Origin of the sequence: Chryseobacterium luquanense (assembly GCF_026460945.1) — a bacterium.
Taxonomy (GTDB): domain Bacteria; phylum Bacteroidota; class Bacteroidia; order Flavobacteriales; family Weeksellaceae; genus Chryseobacterium; species Chryseobacterium luquanense.
This window is the reverse complement of the sequence record NZ_JAOVZV010000015.1, coordinates 86,620-107,186: the sequence shown is the minus strand read 5'-3', so window position 1 is coordinate 107,186 and position 20,567 is coordinate 86,620. Positions and strand designations below refer to the sequence as shown.

Sequence of the window (20,567 nt, the reverse complement as noted above, 5' to 3'; positions counted from 1 at the left end):
TTATTAAATATTTACTTACAGAAAATGATTTAAGATATTTTTAATCTATGACCTTAATCACATTTCTATTTAGTCGAAATAAGAATTGATTTTGCTTTTAAATCTAAATTTTTGTGTTTTAAATATTTTGGTGTCAGTCATCTTGAAGTGCATTTTAAAGATGCTTTTTGTTTCCTGCAATGGATTAATAAAGTTAAAGTTTAATAAATTATAATTAAATTTTTTGCAGAGGTAAATAATATTTAAAATTATAACTATGTTTGTAGTTATAAATTAGCAATTTAACTATTAGGGAAAATTTATATCTCTATAATGTGTAACAAAAAACATTAAACAATAACTAATTACTCAAATAATAAATTATGAAATCGCCGTGATTGGTAAAATGCCATCATGAATCTAAATCTTGCGATTCCATATGAGCCTCTAAAAAATAAATTAATACATATGAAAAGAAAAGTTTACCTCTTCCTTTTGGTTTTTTTCTCTGTGACAACGTTCGCTCAGAAAACAATCTCCGGAAAAATTACCGATGAGGATGGTGTGGCAATACCAAGTGCGAGTGTAACCATTGAAGAGCCAGGAAAAGATGCCATTCTTGCTTACGGAATTACCAATTCTAAAGGTGAATACAAAGTTACTTTTACAACATCAGAATCAAATGTAGATCTTAAAGTAAAAGCATTCAACCAAAAACCTCTTACAAAGCAAATAAGCAACAGCGATCAGTCACTGACATTCAAAATGCAGTCTGAAGCCACTGAAATTAAAGAAGTACAGCTGAAAACCAAAATGATTACTTCAAGAGGTGATACCATTGCTTATGATTTGAAGGCGTTTGACAGTAAAAGCGACCGTACTTTGGCAGATGTGATGAAGAAAATTCCCGGTATTGAAGTAAAAACCGATGGTACAATTCTTTATCAAGGTAATGCAATCAATAAATTTTATGTAGAAGGCAAAGATTTAATGGAAGGAGGTTACGGAACAATCACCAATTCGTTACCGAAAGATGCTATACAAAAACTTGAGGTTTTAGAAAATCACCAACCTGTAAAAATGTTACAAGGGAAGATTCCTTCTGATGCAGCAGCAATTAATATTAAATTAAAAAAAGCTGTTACAATGACGGGTAGAGGAGAAGTGGGTTCAGGTTTCGGCGAACCGTGGCTTTGGAATTTAAAATTAACACCAATGTTTTTCAGCAAAAAACAACAATGGGTTCTTAATTATAAGACCAACAATATGGGAGAGCAGGTTGAAAACGAAGGAAATATTCTAGGTTTCGGAAGTTCTTGGGAAGGAAGAAGAGGAAATGCTTCACAAAATACATGGCTTGGTGTAGAAAATGCAAACACGCCTAATCTTCCTGTAAAGAGATATTTATTTAATAATGTACATTATCTTTCTGCTAATTATTTAACTAATATCGACAGTAAAAAAGAATGGGAACTAAAAGCAAATGCAAACTACACCAACAATTCTGTCGAAAGAGAAGATAATGTAGAAACTATTTATTCAAACGGTCTAAATACAGTTACAACTTCTACCAAAAATAATTTTTATACAGATAAGTTAAAAGGTGAATTGATTTTTACTAAAAATGCCAAGAAAGGTTTTTTTAAAAATACAACAACATTCTCTCAATTTTGGAATGCCGACAGAGCATTGGCGTATAGAAACAACGGGGTAGGAAATCAGTCGACAGAATCTCCAACATCTTCATTTCAAAATTCATTAAGTACAATAATTCCTTGGAAAGAAAAGATGGTAAACCTGAAATCTTATATCAATTATCAAGATGACAGACAAACATTAGAAGTTTCTCCTGCAAGTTATATGCAGTTCCCATATTTGCAACCAAAAGCAAATCCAACGGATCCGGATGTATATGGAATTATAAATTTTGCGCCAGGAACAAATGCTATTCAGAATTTTAGACTCAAAACTTTAGATACTTCACATTCTGCGAATATAAGTTTTACAACAAAAGGATGGACTTTTACACCACAAATCGGGATCGATTTTTCAACAGACAAACTAAATACAAACTTTGATGGGGTGACTATACCTACAAGTCCTGGGAATATTCAACCTGACTTTTCAAGTTCAATTTATGAAAATAATTTAACTTTCACAGAAACAGTTCCTTCTGCGTCTGTCGGAATTAATTATAAATCAGATGCATGGAGTATATTTGCAAATGTTCCTGTTAATTTAAACAATATTAATGCTAAAGATGATTTAAGAAGAGTTTCAAAATCATTAAACAAAACTACTTTTACGCCTAATGCATTTATACAATATTCATTTGCTTCATTCTTTAAAGCAAGCTTAAATGGAAATATCAGCAATAATTTCGGAGATATCCAAACTGCTTATGCAGGATATATGTTATTAAGCCCTTCTGGTTTTAATGTGATGGATCCAAATAATCCTATACCGGAAATTGATACAAAATCTGCAGGGTCAAGATTAGAATATAGAAATCCGTTAAACAATTTGTTTTTTAATGTAAATTATAGAATTACTGATACAAAGCGAAACTTACTTTCTTCACCAATTTTAGATCCAAGCACAGGATTTACTTTGATACAGTATAGAAATCAAGACAATAGCTCAACGAGCAATAGTTTCAGTGGAGAGATTGGAAAATATTTCCCTAAATTTAAATCTAATATATCATTAAACTATAGAAATTCCGACACTGTTTCTGATGCTTTTTTTAATAATACTCAGTATGAAAGCTTAAACAATACTCAGTCTTATGGTCTTAAATTTAACAATACTTACTTTAGTTGGATGAGTGTTGACTATAACGTGAGTATTTCAAGAAGTACACAAGAAAACAGAGGTCTTCCTCAAGGAGGGAAGCTTGCACCGAATAAAGGATTCAATCATAATCTTGCAGCCTTTATTTATCCTTTAGAGAATCATAGTTTAGGTTTCAATTGGGATCAGGTAAACTCAAGTGATGGAACAAGAAAGTTTGATAATGCATTTTTTGATCTTTCTTACCAGTTTGCATGGTCTGCAAAGAAAATTGACTTTGAGCTAAAATGGATGAATATTGCTAACAGAAGAGTATTCGAAACATATGATATTTTAGCATCGCAAAATGCAGTGAGATATACAAGAATTCAACTTCGACCAAGTCAAGTAATGTTTACAGTAAAATTCAACTTCAAATAAAAATATAAAAACCAATCTCACCGAGATTGGTTTTTGTTTTAAAATACTTCAAAAGTCTTATTTAGTTTTAAAAATTCGGATTATCTGCAGTCGGACCGTAACTTCCCGGAAGATCAATATCATTTAATCGATAATAAACTCCCAATTGTGCTCTGTGATGGGTAATTTGATTTAAACTGTGACGAATTGCTGCGTATTTCGTCCAAGAAGCCAATTCATGACCGTCATTTTTTAATGCCCAAGTCGGTTCTAAGTCTTGTTCATTTGCCTTTTTTAATGCTTCTTCACTTGCTTTATAATTTTTATCCAAAACCTGAAGCAAATCTTCTTTTGTTAATAAAACTTTTGGCTCCATTCCTCCTTTTGCAAAATCGAGTTCAGAAGAATTCAGCATAAATCCTGCCCAACCAAAAACTTCCGTAATATGGGTGGCAAGATGCATCATTTTCATACTTTTCGGATGAGGTCTGTAATCATTTTTATCATCGGGATAGATTTCTAAAAACCTTTTTGTTGTCTGATATTCGGTTTCAAGCTCGTCTCTTAATTGTTTTAAAGTGTCCATAAATATTTGTTTTGGGATAGTTTAAATTTAAAAACTTTTAAGGAAACAAAAAAAGTTTAATAAATATTAGAAAATTATGTAACAAAAAACCAGTAATGTAAACTAATTGAGTAAACCTTTTATAAAATGAAAAATATATTTTCAATATTATTTATCGCAGTTTTTGCAATTGCAAATGCACAGGAAACCGCAAACAGATTTTTTTACGAATTAACGTATGCTCCAAATAAAGATTCTTTAGAAAAAAAGAATAAGGAGATGACAATTTTGGATATTACAAAAGATAAATCAATTTATAGAGATTATCTTGCAGTATCTCAGGATTCAATTTTAAAAGTTGAAGTTGAGGCGATGCAGAAGGCGGGAACTTTTAAAGATCTTTCAAAGTCTGTTAAACAACCTAAATTTTCGCATATAATAACTAAAACGTATCCTACAATGGATGTTTCTTATGCTGATTACATTCTTCAGGATAAAGTAAACTACAAAGATAACACCGCATTTGATTGGAAAATTTTAGGTGATAAAGCTAAAATTGGAGAATATAATGCTCAAAAAGCAACAACTTCGTTTGGGGGAAGAAATTGGACTGCTTGGTTTACGACAGATGTCCCATTTCAGGATGGGCCATATAAATTTAAAGGTTTGCCTGGTTTAATTGTAAAAGTAGAAGATGATTCTAAAAATTATTCTTGGGAGTTAAAAGGTAACAAAAAAATTGCAGATTATAATACTGAAAGTTATTCTGAGAAATTGATGAAACAATTCGGTCAGGGAAAAAATAGCATTGAGGTGAGCAGAGATAAGTTTGAACAAATGTATGCTGCGTATAAAAAAGATCCGTTTGGAAGTGTAAGATCACAGTTGTCACAAATTCCTGCAGATGCAAAAATGCCAGATGGAACATCTATATCACAAATGATGAGAGATACTGAAGAAAGGCTGAAAAAACATCTTAGAGAAAACAGTAATTCTATTGAAATAGATAATGTTGCAGAGAAAACAAAGAAGAAAAAATAACATTCATATTAACTAAACTATATTTAAATAAACCCAAATGCAGTAATGTGTTTGGGTTTATTTATTGCTGTAATAGAAGATTTTATAATTTAACTGCCTTTAAATATGAATACTACAGTTATTTAGATTAAATTTAAATAACCTATCTTTGCAGACACAAAAATAATGGCTTTGAAGGATATTCAATTACATACATTAAGCAAATTTCCGAGGAACAAAACCGGAAAAATAGTGGGTTATGATAATGATAACCTGAAAATGCCGACCAAAATTATAGAAATGGGGCTTCTTCCCGAAACTCTTTTTAAAATTCTTTATCAGGCACCTTTCAACGGACCGCTTTATGTAGAATTCGGCGAAGAAAAAAGCCGTATTGCACTTCGTAAGGAAGAAGGAGATTTTATCATTGTAGAAGATTTGATTAATGCAGGAAAATAACAAAAAACAGATACTTTTAGTCGGAAATCCGAATGTAGGAAAATCAACCGTTTTTAATGCACTATCCAATAAAAAGCAGAAAACGGGAAATTATGCCGGAGTTACTGTATCAAGTCATTCAGGAAATTATTCTTATAAAAACGAAGAGGTAGAAATTGTAGATCTTCCAGGTTCTTACAGTATTTATCCAAGTTCTGAAGATGAAGCAATTTTCTCTCAATTTTTGATTGATGGGCAAAAAAAATACGCCGGAGTGGTATACATTCTGGAAGCTTTAAGCATTAAAAGAGGTCTTTTGTTATTTCAGCAGATTCAGGACTTAGGAATTCCGATGATTTTGGTTTTAAATCAAATCGATCAGGCCGAAAGAAGAGGTGTTCATATTGATGTTGAAAAACTTTCAAAAGCATTAAACATCAAAGTCATTCAGACGAATGCAAAAGAACAGATAGGAATAGAAGTGATTCAGGAAGCTGTTTTTACCAATGATTTTGTTACTTCTGAAAAATCCAGTTTTGAAATTCCTGCCGAACATAAAAATATTTTAGAGAACAATTCAGAAAATAATTATCAAACCTGGATTAATCTTACACTTGGGAAAAAATCAGATACAGCATCAAAAAATATAGTTCCGAAAAGACTCCAGGTTCAGGAAACGGTAAGACGTTACCAAAATATTGATAAAATTTTGGCAGATGTTATTACTAAAAAAGCTCAATTTAAAGAACTTCTGACTGAGAAATTAGATAAAGTTTTGGTTAATAAATTCTGGGGATATGTAGTTTTCTTATTTATTCTTTTAATTATTTTTCAGTGTGTTTATTTCTTAGCGGAATATCCGATGAACTGGATTGATGAATCTTTCGCCTGGCTATCGGAATTTACAGGAACACATCTTCCAGAAGGACCCATAAATTCATTGATTTCAAAAGGAATTGTTCCCGGTTTAGGCGGAATCATCATTTTCGCACCCCAAATCGGAATTCTTCTATATTTCCTTTATTTACTGGAAGATTCGGGATATATGGCAAGAGTTGTTTTTTTGATGGACAGGCTTTTAAGACCTTTTGGTTTAAATGGAAAAAGTATTGTTCCGCTAGTTTCAGGAACAGCTTGTGCGATTCCTGCTGTTATTTCAACAAGAAATATTGAAAATTTAAAGGAAAGATTACTCACGATTTTGGTAACACCGTTTATGACCTGTTCTGCAAGACTTCCCGTTTACAGCATTATTATTGGTTTAATTATCTCGGATAAAACGATTTTCGGAATTCAATACAAAGCTTTGGTGCTTTTAGGAATGTATCTTTTAGGATTTTTCGTAGCTTTATTATCGGCAGCAATTCTTAAAAATTTCATTAAGGAAGACGGCAAAACGTATCTTGTAATGGATTTACCAACGTATAAAAAACCGCTTTTCGGATACGATTTTAAACTGGTTCTAGGAAAAGTCTGGGATTTCATTACGGGAGCCGGAAAGATTATTTTTATCGTAAGTATTATTATTTGGGTGTTGAGCTATTTCGGACCAAAACAAAATCCGGATGAAGTTGTTGCAACCGATGTTGAATTAGATCATTCTTATTTAGCAAGAATGGGGAAATTTATCGAACCGGCAATTGCGCCGCTTGGTTATGATTGGAAAATGGGAGTGGGAATTCTGACGAGTTTCGTAGCCAGAGAAGTTTTTGTGGGAACAATGTCTACTTTATATAGTTTGGATGATGACGCTCCGGAAGGAAAAGTAATCGATAAAATGAGACACGATGTAAAACCGAATGGAGAGAAAGTCTTCAACTTTGCAACAGGAGTTTCGGTATTGTTGTTTTACGCATTTGCAATGCAGTGTGTTTCTACACTTGCAGTGGTCTACAGAGAAACCAAAAGCTGGAAATGGACTGGCTTTCAGGTGGCAATGATGACCGGTTTGGCATATTTTGTGTCGTTAATAGCTTATCAAATCTTAAAGTAAATGGATTTTTCATTAATTTTTCAGTACATAATTATTGCACTTGTAGTTGCATTTGCATGTTATTCATTGTTCAGATTTATCAGAAAAAATTTTTCGCCTAAAAAATTCAGTTCTAAAAGATCTGGATGTGATAAAGATTGTGGATGTTCTTAGAAAATATAAATTATTTGTAGTAATTTCATTTCTTAAAACTAAATCTCAATTTGAATTCAAAAGCAGTCTCTGTTTTTTTTCTTTGTCTGTCTGGTTTTTATTCAAAAGCACAAACAGACAGCACAAAAATAAAGTCTTACGCAGATCAAGTAATGATTCGTGTAAATCTTGATACGAATATAGAAAATTATACTTTTTCTGAGGGTGGTGAAGAAAATTTAAATCAAACCATACTTTCCATCAATAACAAAACAAAGACTTCATTATCTATCGATTACAAAATCATAAGTGCTACATTATCTTTTACGCCACGTTTCTTTCCGGGAAATAATGATAATGAAAGGAAAGGAAACAGCTCTTACACTGATTTGAGATTCAGGTTTTTCCCTAAAAGATTTATACAGACGGTTTACTATAAAAATGTAAAAGGCTTTTATGTGGAAAATATGCAGGATCTTCTTCCTGGTTGGCAAAAAGACAGAGATCCTTACATTAAATTTCCGAATTTGAGGATTCAAACTTTTGGTGGCTCCACTTCGTATATAGTAAATAAAGATTTTTCATTAAAAAGCCTTTACACGCAAGGTGAATGGCAGAAAAACAGTAAAGGAAGCTGGGTTCCGTTTTTGGATTATGATTTTACAATTTTCAGCAATATGATTGACGGACTGAAAAGTAAAGAATATCAATACAATTTCGGAGCAAATATAGGGTACTTTTATAATTGGGTTATTGCCGAAAAAGTGAATATTTCACCTTTCTTAACTTTAGGGATTGGCGGAAAATTTTCGAGTTTCAAAGATACCTTAGAAAACGGATCAAAAGGACCAAAACAAAATGAACAATATGTAACCGTAAAAGGATCAGGAGGTTTGCATATAGGATATAACTCTGATCGCTTTCTTTTTGGTGGAAAACTCAATTTTACGGCTATAGCTTATGATGAAAAAGAAAATGCGACTGTTGAAAATAACAATGTTTATGGGCTTTTGTATATAGGCTACCGTTTTCCGCCTCCAAAGGTTGTAAAAAGGAATTACGATAAAATTCAGAAAAAGATTCCTATCTTATAAGTTAGCTGTCTTTTGAGTATCTTTGCAAACGGAAAAATTAAAATAAAGATAATCTAATATTTTAAAGGAATTTAAAATAAAAATGCACTTTGCATTCAAATTAACAATCAGAAAAAAACTCAACATAAAATGTCATTAATAAAAAGTATTTCAGGAATTCGTGGAACAATTGGCGGAAAAGTAGGTGATAATTTAACGCCACTTGATGTTGTAAAATTTGTTTCCGCTTTCGGAACCTGGCTTCAGAATAATAAAAATAAAAAAGATTTAACCTTAATTATCGGTCGTGATGCAAGAATTTCCGGTTGTATGGTTAATTCTCTGGCTACCGCAACGTTACAAGGGTTAGGAATTAATGTAATTGATTTAGGACTTTCTACCACACCAACTGTTGAGGTAATGGTTCCTGAATTAAACGCAGATGGTGGAATTATCTTAACCGCTTCTCACAATCCCAAACAATGGAATGCTTTAAAATTACTAAATGAAAAAGGAGAATTCATCAGTGGAGAAAACGGTGCTGAAGTTTTAGCTTTAGCTGAAAGCGAAGATTTCAATTATGCTGAAGTTGATGATTTAGGAAACTACGAAACAAGAGATGATGCTTTTGATATTCATATTCAGCAGATTCTTGATTTGCCGATGGTTGATGTAGAAGCGATTAAAGCTAAAAAATATAAAATTGTTTTAGATGCGGTAAATTCTACAGGCGGAATTGCAATTCCGATGCTTTTAGATCGATTAGGTTGTGAAACGGTAAAATTATACTGTGAACCAAATGGGCAATTCCCACACAATCCTGAACCCTTGAAAGAGCATTTAGGAGATATTTGCGAGTTGGTCATAAAAGAAAATGCAGATTTTGGCATTGTAGTAGATCCCGATGTTGACAGATTAGCGCTGATTGATGAAAAAGGAGAAATGTTCGGTGAAGAATACACTTTAGTTGCTGTTGCTGATTATCTGTTGAAAAACAAAAATGGTGTAGCAATTTCAAACCTTTCTTCAAGCCGTGCTTTGAGAGATGTTGCGCAGACTCACAATTCAGAATACTTTGCAAGTGCTGTAGGAGAAGTGAATGTGGTGAATTTAATGAAAGAAAAAAATGCAGTAATCGGTGGTGAAGGAAATGGCGGAATTATCTACCCTGAACTACATTACGGAAGAGATTCTTTGGTGGGGGTTGCTTTGTTTTTAACGCATTTGGCTAAAGAAAACAAATCTGTTTCTGAATTAAGAGCTGGTTATCCAAGCTATTTTATGGGTAAAAAGAAGATTGAGCTTACTCCGGAAATTGATGTAGACTCTCTTTTAACTAAAATGGAAAAAGAGTATCAAAATGAAGAGGTTTCTACGGTAGACGGCGTAAAAATAGACTTTGAAAATAATTGGGTTCATTTGAGAAAATCGAATACAGAACCGATTATCAGAATTTATACAGAAGCTAAATCTCAGGAAGAAGCCGATAAACTGGGTGATGATATGATCGCAAAGATCAGAAGTTTGATTTAATATTTAAACTAAATTCATCATTCTAAAAAAATTATTTATTAACTTTATAGTAATAAGATTATCAGAAGCGAGTATTTGTACATCTCATCTCTCTGGTCTTAAATCTTAAAACTCGTTTTATATTGGAAGAATATTTTGGAAATGAACTTGTAACAAAGTTCGAAGAAATGATGGAAAACAATGATGAATTCTACTTTGATACAGAAGAGTTAGAAGACATTATTGTCTATTATCTGGAGCTTGGAGATTTTAATTATGCAGATATGGCTGTGAATTTTGGTCTGAAGCTTCATCCCAATTCTTTAGAAATAAAGATTAAAAAACTGGAAGTTCTTTTAGAATGGGAAGATTATAATGCGGCGAAAGAATTAATCAATGAGTTAAAAGGTTCTTCTATGGAGAATACAGACTTTTTGGTTTGCTACGCTAAGTATTATTCGAATTTGGGAAATCCTAAAAGATCCATAGAAATCTGCAAAAAAGCCCTGGAATTGAAGGAAGAAGAGAATTTCCTCAATAATTTTATTGCAGACGAATATGTAAATCTTGGAGATCCTTTTAACGCCCTTAAACATTATCAACAAGCACTCAAAGAAGATCCTATGGATGAATATTCTTTGGAAAACGCAATGATTTGCTTTAATGATTTGAATAGAGGTGAAGAAGCGATTGCTTTTCTGAACGATTATCTTGATGATTTTCCGTATTCAGAAATTGCATGGAGCGAGTATGGACAATATTATTTCAATAGAAAAAATTACGAAGAAGCCATCAAAGGTTTCGATTATATGTTGGCGATAAATTCCAGCGCAGTTGGAGTTTATGCAAGCAAGGCAGCTTGTTATGAAGCATTAAATCAATATCAGAAAGCGATTGAAGTTTACGAAGAAATGTTGGAGTTGGAATATACCAAAGCATTTACGTTTTATAAAATCGGTTTGTGTCATAAAGCTTTAAAACAACCTATTATTGCTTTAAATTCTTTCCAAAAATCGTTGAGAGAAGATCCTCAGTTTTATCTTGCGATGATGGAGCAGTCTTATCTTTACGAAGAAATGGGCGGAATGACTGAAGCTTTACATTTCGCAAGAGAAGCCACTTTGCTAAATGACAGTAATCTTGATTATCAGAAAAGATTGGCATTTTTATTTATCGATTCTGGTAAGTTTGAGGAAAGTCTTTCTTGTCTGAAAAAATTGGTGGATGCCGAACCTTCAAGATTTTACAATTGGTATGCTTACTCTGAAGTTTTGATGTTGGTTGGAGAATATGAAGAAGCTGTAACTGTTTTAGATTCAGCTTTAAAACATCATTACAGAGCCGAATTGTTTTATCAGTTGAGCAACTGCTATTTTATTCTTAAAAATCAGGAAAAAGGCAGCGATTCTTTAGAAAAAGCGTTAGAATTAGATCCATCTTTAATTACTGATATGCAAAAAAAATATCCTTACATTAAAGATGAGGTGAAAAAAGCAAAAGCTAAGGTAAAAAAGAAAAACTTGTAAGTTGAAAGCTTGATCTTTAAATCTAAAATTCACAGTAACATTTAATTAAAATAAGAACATCCTGCATTAATGCAGGATTTTTTGTATTTCTTGACTAAGTGAAATCGAAGATTCGACGAAGTCAAACGCCTTTGCGAACGAAAAAATATTTTCAATAATAAGAAAAAACTTTGCAGACTTTGCGTTTAATTAATTTTATGGGATTAAATGAGTAACAGGAAAATTACATTGTTTATTTTTTAATTCCTGCTTTGGCTCTTAAAAAGATTAAACCTGCAATAATGATACTTGTTCCTGCAAATTGTAAAGTAGTCAGTTTTTCACCATCCAAAACGCCCCAAATAATTGCAACAATCGGCATCAGCAAAGTAACGGTCGATGCAAAAAGCGGAGTTGAAACTTTCAATAAACGATAATTCATCATCATTGCTAAACCAGTCCCAAAAATTGAAAGTAGACTTACAAAGCCTAATCCTATCATATTTTCTTTAGTAAAACTAAATTCAGAAACAAAACCCGTTAAAACCAACGAAATAAGAGAAGGCAAAAACAAAACATATGAAAATACAAATGCCGATAAAACAGTTGATGAAACATCCATCAGTTTAGATTTTACAGTTGTTGTACTTACTGCGTAACACAAAGTTGCCAAAAGAAGCAATAGAATCGGGAGTAATTTAAATTGTCCGCCTTCATCACCGCCAAATGCAAGCAGACAAACTCCTGTAAAGCTTATGAAAACTCCCGTCATCTGTCTTTTTGTAGTTTCAAATTTCCAGACTAAAGCACCAACAATAATCACAAAAATCGGCATCATAGAATTGATAATTCCTGCGATACTGCTGCTGATTTCCGTTTCGGCAATAGGAAATAGAAACATTGGGATGAAATTTCCTGTAAAAGCAGCTAAAATAAGCCACTTCAAATGTTTTTTAGGGAATAGCCTGTATTTTGAAACTGCAATCGGCATTAAGATAATTCCGGCAATCAAAACTCTTAAAGCCCCAACCTGATAAGGACTGAAATGTTCTAAAGATTTTTTAATCAAAATAAATGAAGAACCCCAAATTATGCTGAGTACAATCAGAAGTATCCATTTTTCTTTATCTGCGTTCATTGTTTTCGTGTAAAATTTTCAAAAAATCTCTTTTAGGAATCATTCTCGCTCCCAGACTTTCCAAATGGTCAGTGTGAGATTGGCAATCAATCAGCTTCAGATCATTCTTATGAGTTTCAACAAAATGGATAAATCCTGCTTTAGAAGCATTGCTCACTTTTGAAAACATACTTTCGCCACAGAAGACTTTTCCGATTTGCAAGCCGTAAAGTCCGCCAACCAATTCGTCATTTTGCCAAACTTCTATACTTCTTGCAAAGCCATAATGATGAAGTGTGGTAAAAGTTTCTATAAGTTCATCAGAAAGCCAGGTTCCTTCTTGTCCACGACGGTTAATTTCACGGCAGTTTCTGATGACTTCTGCGAAATTTTGATTTTCAGTAATGGTAAAAACTTTTTTATCTAAAATTTTTCTCATTGATTTAGAAACTTTCAATTCATCGGGAAAAATCACAAACCTCGGATCGGGACACCACCAAAGAATTTCATCACCCGGATCAAACCAAGGGAAAATTCCGTTCTGATAAGCAAACCAGACTCTTTCCAACGACAAATCTCCACCAAAAGCAATAATGCCTTCATGACCGTCGTATTGAGCAGGATCGGGAAATGATATTTCGTTTTCGTCTAATCGTATCATTATGGGAAAAAAAATCCCACTTTTCTAAAAAAGCAGGATTATTATTTGATTTTATTTTTAATTAAAAAGGTAAATCATCATCGTCATCTCCAGCAAAAGGGTTTTCATTTGAAACCGGAGCTGCAGATTGAGAAGGAGAGGCTTGTGTAGGTTCAGAACCATTATCCATCACTTTTTCTACTCTCCATCCTGTAATAGAGTTGAAATATTTAGTTTCTCCTTGTGGCGAAACCCACTCTCTACCTCTGATGTTGATTCCTACTTTTACATTTTCACCTTCTTTTAAAGGATCCAGCAAATTTATTTTATCCTGTAAAAACTCAATGTTGATTGGCTGTGGATATTGCTCTTGTGTAAGAATAACCATTTCTCTTTTTTGGAAACCACTCGCAAATGTTTGAACATCAGTGATTTTCTTTACTGTTCCTTGTAATTCCATATCGTAAATATTAACTTTGTAAAAGTAGTAAATTGAAATGTAATAAAGCAACACGGAAATAAATTTTACCAAAATTTAATTTTTTTTCAGAAAAGGTTTGGAAGTAAAGAAAATTGCCCTATATTTGCACTCACAAAAACGAAACAAGTTCTTTAAAATAACTCAATATTAATGCGGATGTGGTGTAATTGGTAGCCACGCCAGACTTAGGATCTGGTGCCGTGAGGCGTGGGGGTTCGAGTCCCTTCATCCGCACTACAAATTGCGAAAATAGCTCAGCTGGTAGAGCACAACCTTGCCAAGGTTGGGGTCGCGGGTTCGAGTCCCGTTTTTCGCTCTCATCACGCCCTGGTGGTGGAATTGGTAGACACGCAGGACTTAAAATCCTGTATCTTCGGATGTACGGGTTCAAGTCCCGTCTGGGGTACACAAAAAGACTGTTAATCATAGATTAGCAGTCTTTTTTGTTTTTATAACTTTCATTAATAAAACATCTTTTTTATTAAATTCAAATTAATTCTAAAAATTTGATTAATCAATTTTGTGAATTTACCGCTTCTTTAAAGAGGTTTCCAACTAATTCGATATTATCTGTCATTCAAAATTTACTTCAAGATAAAAAAATAGTGTTTTTCCTCTTTTTTATACTTTGTCTTATAACTACTTTTGTTACATAACCTTATAAATTATAAAAGATGAAAACTCCAATTTTGTTTAAGAATTTAAGTTCGTTTTTGAGCGTACTTTTTTCAGGTGTTTTTTTAATGACTGCTATTCGTTGTTCTCCGCCTCCTCCAGAACCTCCTGTTGATGACAGTTATAAAAAGAAGCTGATTACTCATGAAGAAGCCAAAGTTCTTTTTGATGAATATTCTGCTACCAACAATAAAGTTCTTATGGAATCCCGGAACGGAAATCCTGATTCCCGTTGGTATTGGTTTTCTATTGAAGAAATGGAAGGCTACATCAAATATGTGAAAGAAAATGCTCAGGAAAAAAACTTAAAAGATGTAGGAATTAGAATTTACATGGGAAAATATCCGACAAATCATCCTGCAAATAAAATGGCAAAACCTGAATATGCAGGCTATCAAACGGTTTTCTTAATGCCAACTGCAAAGAAATCTCAGGATTCTGCAAACAGTATGAAGAAAAGAAGAGGTGTAATTACGGACGAAAACGAAGATGTGAAAGAAATTCAGCCAATGAATATGACGAATCTTGCGCCACCACCAAAAGCTTTTGTTGAAGAAATGAACTAAATAATTACAAAATGACTTGGGATGTAGAAATTGGTAAACTGGCTACCATGATAATTTTAATGGGAGTGCTGATTTTAATTTTTATTAATTACAGAAAAATTGAGAAGGTAAATTTATTGTTCTTTGCAGGCTTTATATTATTTTCATTATTAGATTTTTTCTGCTATTTCTATTTTAAATTGACAAAATTACCCACCGATACTTTTTTCGTTGTTGGAATTTCAGTCGTATTTTCTCTGTATTTATTATTTTATTACCAATTATTCGAATCTCGATTGCTTAAAAAGATTCAATCTTTTATACTGATCATTTTTTTAGTAAATGTTTTTTGTATGCTTTATTTTGAAGAAAATTTCTTAGGAAAATTTTCTTTCAACATGCTGTATATCAATATAATTTTGCTTACATTTTCTATTATTTTGTTTTTGTATCAAACGTTTAATTCAGATAAAATATTTGAGATTAAAAACTATCTTCCGTTTTGGATTTCAGTGAGTTCACTTATTTATTATATCGGAATTATTCCTATCTTTTATTTTAGAACTAAAGTTTCGCCAGATCTTTATTTTTTTATATTATTTCTTTTAAACTTTATTAATAATGCGGTTCTTGTCTTTGGATTGCTTTGTAACAAGCCCGATAAATTTAAATAAAACTGAGTGTAAAGCATGGAAGAGAACAAATTGGTAATTCTTTTTACGGTTACTCTACTTATTATTGTTTTAACGATGATTTTCGTTTACGTGATCTTCATTCAGAAAAAAACAACTTTATTGATTGAGCAGAAAGAAAAAGATATGAGGTTTGAAAAAGAATTGGCGACTTCTCAAATCGAAATGAAAGAGCAAACTTTGAATTATATCGGTCAGGAACTGCATGATGATTTAGGGCAAAAACTATCTGTTGTCAGATTAAGGCAAAATCAATTGATTGCTAGAATGAAAGATTCCGAAAAGGAAGAATTGATGGAATTAAACGAGTTATTGGGTGAATGTATTCAGGATATTCGAGATTTGTCTAAAACATTGATTACAGAGCAGGTAATTCATTTTGGTTTGATAGAGTCTTTGGAAAGAGAAATCAGTAAAATCAGGAAACTGAGACTGCTTACAGTAGAATTAATTACTAAAAAACATGATATCGATATTGCTCCGAAACATGGTTTGATTCTTTTTAGAATAATTCAGGAAAGCATTAATAATATTCTGAAACATTCCAGAGCGAAAAATGTTTTAATAAAAATTGAAGATAACCACGAAAAATTGAATATTCTTATTTCCGATAACGGAAAAGGCTTTAATACAAACGTTCAAAAAGATGGTTCTGGATTAAAAAATATGGAGCTGAGAGCAAAAATTATTCATGCAGAATTTTTCATTCAATCTGAACCCGAAAAAGGAACTCAAACTTCAATAACCTATTACAAAAACGTACAATGAAAACAATTCCGATAGCTGTCGTTGATGATCATACTTTAATGTCTAAAGCATTGGAAAATATGATTATGGAAAATCCTCAATATCGAGTGATCATGAATCAGCCGAATGGCGAAGATTTTATTGAAGCTTTAGAAAAAACCAAAGAATTACCTGCTGTAGTTTTAATGGATATCAATATGCCCTTTAAAAATGGTATAGAAACCACAGAATGGCTTTCAGAACATCATCCCGAAATCAAAGTGATTGCATTGACGATGGAAGATGACGAAAAAATTCTCATCAAAATGCTTAAGGCAGGAGCCAAAGGATATTTATTAAAAGATATGCAGCCTTCAATGCTTTTTCAGGCAATTGATACTGTTTTTGAAAAAGGAAGTTTTTACACCGATTTTGTTGCTCAAAAACTATTAAAAGTAAAAACTGAAGATATTAAAACAGCTTCTTTACTTTCAGAATTAAAAGGCAGGGAAATGGAATTCATTAAATGGGCATGTAGCGAACTTACTTATAAGGAAATTGCCGACAAAATGTTTGTAAGCCCGAAAACAGTGGATGGTTACAGAGATTCTGTTTTTACAAAACTGGAAATAAAAAACAGAGTTGGTCTTGTTCTTTTTGCCTTAAAACACAATTTGTGCTAAACTGATTTCAACAAAAAAGAGTTTCAAAATAAAATTGAAACTCTTTTTAATTATTTTCTAAACATTTCCGTATGCGGAATATTGTCTTCTAAATATTTTTTTCCGGTATCTTGAAAACCAAAATCTGAATAAAATTTCAACAGATAATCCTGCGCAGAAATTCGTATTTCTGAAGTTTTAAATCTATTTTCTATCGTTTCAACGGCATATTGTATCAATTGCTTGCCTAAACTTTTTCCTCGGGCTTCTTCTGTAGTTAAAACTCTTCCGATAGAAGTTTCGGGATATTTTATTCCTTTATCGAAAATTCTGCAGTATGCTAAAACACTATTGTCTTGCTCTGCCCAAAGGTGAATTGCTTTTTGATCATATCCGTCCAAATCAGGATAAGGGCAGTTTTGCTCAACCACAAAAACATCAACTCTCGCTCTGATTATTTCATAAAGTTCGGAAGTGGTGATTTCTTCAAAACTTTTTATTTTCCAAATAATATTACTCATTAAATGTCACACTGTTATTATTCAAAAACTCGTTGGTTTTTTGAATAAAACTTAATATTTCTTCTGTACCTGTTTTCTTTTCGCCAGAAGTGACGTAAATTTCCGGTAAATCTTCCCATGTTTTGTGAAGTTCGGCTTTGTAATCTTCTACATTTTTTATCAAAACGTTTGGCTTAAGTTTGTCGGCTTTCGTGAAAACAATCGAAAAAGGAACGCCACTTTCTCCACACCATTGAATGAATTCCAAATCAATGCTTTGCGGACTGTGACGAGAATCGACCAAAACAAATAGATTAACGAGGTTATTTCTGTTTAAAATATAATTATTAATCAATTTTTCAAAATCCCTTCTCATCACTTTTGAGACTTTGGCATATCCGTATCCTGGTAAATCGGTAAGGTACCAGTTTTCATTAATGATGAAATGATTGATCAACTGAGTTTTTCCCGGAGTTCCTGAAGTTTTTGCCAAATCTTTCCTGTTCAGCATTCCGTTGATCAATGAAGATTTTCCTACGTTTGAGCGTCCGATAAAAGCATATTCCGGAATTGTTCCTTCAGGGCATTCCTGCCATTTTCCACTGCTTTTCACAAACTCTGCTGTTTTTATAACCATTTTCTTGAATTTTATTTAGAAAAATAAACCATTAAGAAGGTCTTAATGGTTTATCATTTTATATTTTGTCTTTTACCCAGTTATAGAGAATTTCGTTAAATTCATCTGGTTTTTCCATCATTGCAGCGTGACCACATTTATCAATCCAGAACAACTCTGAATTAGGAATAAACTTATTCATGTCAATAGCAACTTCAGGAGGTGTTACATTGTCCTGTTTCCCCCAAATTAGACACGTTGGTCTTGATATTTTAGGAAGATCATTCAGCATATTGTGTTTGATGGCGCTTCTTGCCAACATAACGGTTTTGATGCCTTTCATTCTGTCGTTCACCACACTGAAAACTTCGTCTACCAAATCTTCAGTTGCTACTGCGGGATCATAAAAAACCTCTTCTGCTTTCTTTCTTATATATGAACGGTCGTTTTTTCTTGGAAAACTGTCGCCAAAAGCTCTTTCGTATAAACCCGAACTGCCAGTTAATACAAGATTTTGTACCAAATCAGGTCTGGCTAATGTTAATATTAAACCTACATGACCGCCCATAGAGTTACCTACAATGGTAACGGGTTTTCCAATATTGGTTTCGATAAATTTTATAACATACTTTGCAATCGTTGTGAGATTGGTATTGAGTACCGGCAAATCGTAAATCGGTAATTGAGGCACATAAACCTTAAAACCTTTTTCTGAAAAAAAATTCACCATTTTATCAAAATTACTCAATCCACCCATTAACCCGTGCAAAAGCACAAGCGGGTGGCCTTCTCCAGCTTCTATAAAGTTGTATTTCTTTTCTTTTTTTGTACTAAATCTCATAAGTTGCCTGTGTAAGCCTTGCAAAAATACAAATTAAACACCAAAAACATTTTGATATATCTAATTTAAACTAAAAATAATATAATAAAGCAATAGTGTAGCTATATTTTGAAATTCTTTTTATTATGCGATGAATAAAAGGCTTTGCGATTTGTTTTAAATTAAATATTTATCTATTTGATTATCAGTTGTTATCAAAACTTATTAACATTAAGTCAAAAAGTGGGAGAAAGTGGGAGATATTGGAAAAATATTTCTAATTTTGTCCCAAATGAAAAATTTCATTGGAACATATGAGTGCAAAATAGACGACAAGGGTCGCCTTAAAGTACCTTCATCGCTTACTAAGCAGATGGAGGATTTTGAGGATAAAACCTTTGTGGTAAAGCGTTCTGTGTTTCAACCGTGTCTCGAAGTTTACCCTATGAAGGCATGGGATAAACTGATGGAAAAGATTAATAAATTAAACAGATTCATCAAAAAAAATGCAGATTTTATCAGGATGTTTACAGCCGGAGTGAAAACTGTAGAGCTTGATAGCGCTGGAAGATTGCAAATTTCTAAAGATCTTACGCATTTTGCAAATTTAACGAAAGATATCGTGGTAACAAGTGCGGGAGAACTTTTTGAGATTTGGGATAAAGAAGCATACGAAAAAGTAATTGCAACCAATGAAGATGATTTTGCAAGTCTTGCAGAAGATGTAATGGGAACTTTTGATGAAGAATAATTAAATAAGCACAAATATAGCATGTATCACAACCCCGTTTTATTGAAGCAAAGTGTGGATGATTTGGTGACGAATCCAGACGGAATATATGTGGACTGCACATTTGGTGGCGGTGGGCATTCACGCGAAATTATAGACAGACTCTCCGAAAAAGGAAAGTTATACGCATTTGATCAGGATCTTGATGCTCTTGAAAATAAGTTAGATGACCCAAAATTTACACTGATAAATCAGAATTTCAGATTTCTTGAAAACTCTTTGCTGATGTACGGAGTTTCTCAGGTTGACGGAATTTTGGCTGATTTAGGTGTTTCTTCACATCAATTTGATGAGGCAGTAAGAGGTTTTTCTACGAGAAGCAATGCACCGCTTGATATGAGAATGAATGTCATGCAAAGTCTTGATGCTAAAAAAGTGATCAATGATTATGATGAAGAATCTTTAGCAGATATTTTTTATTATTATGGTGAGCTGAGGGAAGCGAGAAAATTGGCTCGTGACATTGTTCACCACAGAAAAAACAAAACAATAGAAACAACAGATGATCTGAAAAAGCTATTCAGTTATCTTCCGCCTCATAAAGTGAATAAATTTTATGCACAGCTGTTTCAGGCAATAAGAATTGAAGTAAATCAGGAGCTTGATGTTTTAAAAGAAATGTTGGTTCAGTCTTATAAAATGTTAAAACCGGGAGGAAGATTAGTGGTAATTTCTTATCACTCTCTGGAAGACCGCTTGGTAAAAAGATTTCTGAAAAACGGAATGTTTGAAGGTGAGCCGCAACGGGATATCTACGGAAATTATGAAAAAGCATTCGAATTGGTAAAGAGCAAAGCAATAATTCCTGATGATAAGGAAATTGAAGAAAACTCAAGAGCCAGAAGTGCTAAAATGAGAACTGGAATTAAATTGTAAAGGTGAATAAGTGAATGG

General features: G+C 32.8%; 19 protein-coding genes and 3 tRNA genes. 15 read left to right on the top strand and 7 right to left on the bottom strand.

The features are described from left to right. The first annotated feature begins 447 nt into the window (after window positions 1–447). Window positions 448–3,192 (top strand): TonB-dependent receptor, encoded by a 2,745-nt coding sequence (locus OEA66_RS13070; RefSeq protein WP_267281790.1) that lies wholly within the window; start codon window positions 448–450, stop codon window positions 3,190–3,192. A 67-nt stretch (window positions 3,193–3,259) separates the two neighbouring features. On the opposite strand, the gene OEA66_RS13065 is transcribed toward OEA66_RS13070, so the two are convergent. Then, window positions 3,260–3,757 carry a DinB family protein gene (locus OEA66_RS13065; protein WP_267281789.1) on the bottom strand — a complete coding sequence of 166 codons (498 nt, stop codon included), beginning with the start codon at window positions 3,755–3,757 and terminating at the stop codon, window positions 3,260–3,262. A 126-nt stretch (window positions 3,758–3,883) separates the two neighbouring features. Between OEA66_RS13065 and OEA66_RS13060 the strand changes: the two genes are divergently transcribed. From OEA66_RS13060 to OEA66_RS13035, 6 genes are all read left to right on the top strand, one after another. Then, window positions 3,884–4,777: a GLPGLI family protein gene (locus tag OEA66_RS13060; protein WP_267281788.1), complete on the top strand. Its 894-nt coding sequence runs from the start codon at window positions 3,884–3,886 to the stop codon at window positions 4,775–4,777. A 171-nt stretch (window positions 4,778–4,948) separates the two neighbouring features. Continuing rightward, a complete protein-coding gene (locus OEA66_RS13055) occupies window positions 4,949–5,215 on the top strand; it encodes a FeoA family protein (protein ID WP_267281787.1) in 267 nt (88 codons plus the stop codon). Next, entirely contained in the window at window positions 5,202–7,187 is a 1,986-nt protein-coding gene (feoB, locus tag OEA66_RS13050; RefSeq protein ID WP_267281786.1) for a ferrous iron transport protein B, read from the top strand. Before OEA66_RS13055 ends, feoB begins: the two co-directional genes overlap by 14 nt. Window positions 7,188–7,390: 203 nt before the next feature. After that, window positions 7,391–8,413, top strand: a complete 1,023-nt coding sequence (locus tag OEA66_RS13045; protein WP_267281785.1) for a DUF4421 family protein — start codon at window positions 7,391–7,393, stop codon at window positions 8,411–8,413. A gap of 129 nt (window positions 8,414–8,542) precedes the next feature. Next, complete coding sequence (glmM, locus tag OEA66_RS13040; RefSeq protein ID WP_267281784.1) at window positions 8,543–9,925, top strand: phosphoglucosamine mutase; 1,383 nt, start codon at window positions 8,543–8,545, stop codon at window positions 9,923–9,925. Between the two features lie 122 nt (window positions 9,926–10,047). Further along, on the top strand, window positions 10,048–11,430 hold the full coding sequence (locus OEA66_RS13035) for a tetratricopeptide repeat protein (protein ID WP_267281783.1): 1,383 nt from the start codon (window positions 10,048–10,050) through the stop codon (window positions 11,428–11,430). A gap of 232 nt (window positions 11,431–11,662) precedes the next feature. On the opposite strand, the gene OEA66_RS13030 is transcribed toward OEA66_RS13035, so the two are convergent. The 3 genes from OEA66_RS13030 to OEA66_RS13020 form a co-directional block, all read right to left on the bottom strand. Next, window positions 11,663–12,547, bottom strand: coding sequence for a DMT family transporter (locus OEA66_RS13030; protein ID WP_267281782.1), 885 nt, complete (start codon window positions 12,545–12,547; stop codon window positions 11,663–11,665). Next, window positions 12,534–13,187, bottom strand: a complete 654-nt coding sequence (aat, locus tag OEA66_RS13025) for a leucyl/phenylalanyl-tRNA--protein transferase (RefSeq protein ID WP_267281781.1) — start codon at window positions 13,185–13,187, stop codon at window positions 12,534–12,536. Before aat ends, OEA66_RS13030 begins: the two co-directional genes overlap by 14 nt. 61 nt (window positions 13,188–13,248) lie before the next feature. Beyond that, window positions 13,249–13,626, bottom strand: coding sequence for a DUF3127 domain-containing protein (locus tag OEA66_RS13020; RefSeq protein ID WP_267264015.1), 378 nt, complete (start codon window positions 13,624–13,626; stop codon window positions 13,249–13,251). 173 nt (window positions 13,627–13,799) lie between these two features. On the opposite strand from OEA66_RS13020, the gene OEA66_RS13015 reads away from it, so the two are divergent. From OEA66_RS13015 to OEA66_RS12990, 6 genes are all read left to right on the top strand, one after another. Next, window positions 13,800–13,881 (top strand) — tRNA-Leu (locus tag OEA66_RS13015). 9 nt (window positions 13,882–13,890) lie between these two features. After that, window positions 13,891–13,963: transfer RNA gene (locus tag OEA66_RS13010), tRNA-Gly, on the top strand. An 8-nt stretch (window positions 13,964–13,971) separates the two neighbouring features. Continuing rightward, window positions 13,972–14,053 (top strand) — tRNA-Leu (locus OEA66_RS13005). 268 nt (window positions 14,054–14,321) lie between these two features. Continuing rightward, the gene (locus tag OEA66_RS13000; RefSeq protein WP_267281780.1) at window positions 14,322–14,888 is read left to right on the top strand and encodes a hypothetical protein; all 567 of its coding nucleotides are present in this window, start codon (window positions 14,322–14,324) and stop codon (window positions 14,886–14,888) included. 668 nt (window positions 14,889–15,556) lie between these two features. Continuing rightward, on the top strand, window positions 15,557–16,327 hold the full coding sequence (locus OEA66_RS12995) for a sensor histidine kinase (protein ID WP_267281779.1): 771 nt from the start codon (window positions 15,557–15,559) through the stop codon (window positions 16,325–16,327). Next, window positions 16,324–16,968, top strand: a complete 645-nt coding sequence (locus OEA66_RS12990) for a response regulator transcription factor (protein ID WP_267281778.1) — start codon at window positions 16,324–16,326, stop codon at window positions 16,966–16,968. Before OEA66_RS12995 ends, OEA66_RS12990 begins: the two co-directional genes overlap by 4 nt. Before the next feature lie 50 nt (window positions 16,969–17,018). Here the strand turns inward: OEA66_RS12990 and OEA66_RS12985 are convergent, their stop codons facing one another. From OEA66_RS12985 to OEA66_RS12975, 3 genes are read right to left on the bottom strand one after another with little or no spacing between them, the layout of a single operon-like run. Continuing rightward, on the bottom strand, window positions 17,019–17,468 hold the full coding sequence (locus OEA66_RS12985) for a GNAT family N-acetyltransferase (RefSeq protein ID WP_267281777.1): 450 nt from the start codon (window positions 17,466–17,468) through the stop codon (window positions 17,019–17,021). Continuing rightward, a complete protein-coding gene (gene yihA, locus OEA66_RS12980) occupies window positions 17,461–18,084 on the bottom strand; it encodes a ribosome biogenesis GTP-binding protein YihA/YsxC (RefSeq protein ID WP_267281776.1) in 624 nt (207 codons plus the stop codon). The genes OEA66_RS12985 and yihA overlap by 8 nt, the downstream gene beginning before the upstream one ends. Before the next feature lie 58 nt (window positions 18,085–18,142). Next, on the bottom strand, window positions 18,143–18,904 hold the full coding sequence (locus tag OEA66_RS12975; protein ID WP_267264023.1) for an alpha/beta fold hydrolase: 762 nt from the start codon (window positions 18,902–18,904) through the stop codon (window positions 18,143–18,145). A 271-nt stretch (window positions 18,905–19,175) separates the two neighbouring features. On the opposite strand from OEA66_RS12975, the gene mraZ reads away from it, so the two are divergent. Continuing rightward, the gene (mraZ, locus tag OEA66_RS12970) at window positions 19,176–19,634 is read left to right on the top strand and encodes a division/cell wall cluster transcriptional repressor MraZ (protein WP_267281775.1); all 459 of its coding nucleotides are present in this window, start codon (window positions 19,176–19,178) and stop codon (window positions 19,632–19,634) included. Window positions 19,635–19,655: 21 nt separating this feature from the next. Next, window positions 19,656–20,549 carry a 16S rRNA (cytosine(1402)-N(4))-methyltransferase RsmH gene (rsmH, locus tag OEA66_RS12965; protein ID WP_267281774.1) on the top strand — a complete coding sequence of 298 codons (894 nt, stop codon included), beginning with the start codon at window positions 19,656–19,658 and terminating at the stop codon, window positions 20,547–20,549. Window positions 20,550–20,567 lie beyond the last annotated feature (18 nt).